Origin of the sequence: Aliidiomarina quisquiliarum, from assembly GCF_023922585.1 — a bacterium.
Lineage (GTDB): Bacteria > Pseudomonadota > Gammaproteobacteria > Enterobacterales > Alteromonadaceae > Aliidiomarina > Aliidiomarina quisquiliarum.
Genome location: NZ_JAMFTN010000005.1, coordinates 1 through 1,317 on the forward strand (window position 1 = coordinate 1; position 1,317 = coordinate 1,317).

At 53.8% G+C, this 1,317-nt stretch carries 1 protein-coding gene; it reads right to left on the reverse strand.

The window, feature by feature from the left end; genetic code table 11:
• Positions 1–1,317, reverse strand: a 1,317-nt coding sequence (locus tag M1L23_RS00340) for a beta strand repeat-containing protein (RefSeq protein ID WP_420840616.1), incomplete at both ends; no start/stop codon positions are given.

Consider the following 1,317-nt stretch of genomic DNA (forward strand, 5'->3'; position numbering starts at 1 on the left):
TTACGATGTTACCGTTCTGATCGGTGATGGTGATGTTCACCAGCGAGCCTTCAGCGATATCTGTGCTGCTACCGCTGATGTCCAGCGTCGCTGCATCGTTATCTACGCTCGCATTCACGCTTAGTGCAGACTCAACCGCATCCAGTTCAGCCGTATCATTCGCGGTAATCGTGTTGCCATTGTTGTCTGTAGCCACCGCATCAATGAGCAATGGGCCATCGGTCAGCTCACTGACATCAACACCTTCCAGGCTGTAGTTACCATCTGCATCCACAGTGGCTTGTGCAGTCACTGTGTTGCCATTCTGATCAGTAATAGTGATGTTCACCAACGAGCCTTCGGCGATATCTGTGCTGCTACCGCTGATGTCTAGTGTCGCTGCATCGTTATCCACGCTCGCATTCACGCTTAGTGCTGCATCAACTGCATCCAGCTCGGCACTGGTGCTGTCATTGACCGGGTTACCGTTGTTGTCCGTCGCCACCGCATCAATGGTCAGCGGACCATCGGTTAGACCGCTAACATCAACACCTTCCAGGCTGTAGTTGCCATCCGCATCTACCGTCGCTTGGGCAGTCACGGTGTTGCCATTTTGATCGGTGATAGTGATACTCACCACGGTGCCTTCGGCGATATCTGTGGTACTACCGCTAATATCCAGCGTCGCTGCATCGTTATCCACGCTCGCATTCACGCTCAGCGCAGCATCAACTGCATCCAGTTCAGCCGTATCATTCGCGGTAATCGTGTTGCCATTGTTGTCTGTAGCCACCGCATCAATGGTCAATGGGCCATCGGTCAGGCCGCTGACATCAATGCCGTCCAGACTGTAGTTGCCATCCGCATCCACGGTGGCTTGTGCAGTTACGATGTTACCGTTCTGATCGGTGATGGTGATCGCAACCACGGTGCCTTCGGCGATATCTGTGGTACTACCGCTAATATCCAGCGTCGCTGCATCGTTATCCACGCTCGCATTCACACTCAGCGCAGCATCAACTGCATCCAGTTCAGCCGTATCATTCGCGGTAATCGTGTTGCCATTGTTGTCTGTAGCCACCGCATCAATGGTCAATGGGCCATCGGTCAGGCCGCTGACATCAATGCCTTCCAAGCTATAGTTACCGTCCGCATCCACCAAGGCTTGGGCAGTCACGGTGTTGCCATTCTGATCGGTGATGGTGAGCGCAACCACGGTGCCTTCGGCGATATCTGTGGTACTACCGCTAATATCCAGCGTCGCTGCATCGTTATCCACGCTCGCATTCACGCTCAGCGCAGCATCAACTGCATCCAGTTCAGCCGTATCATTCGCGG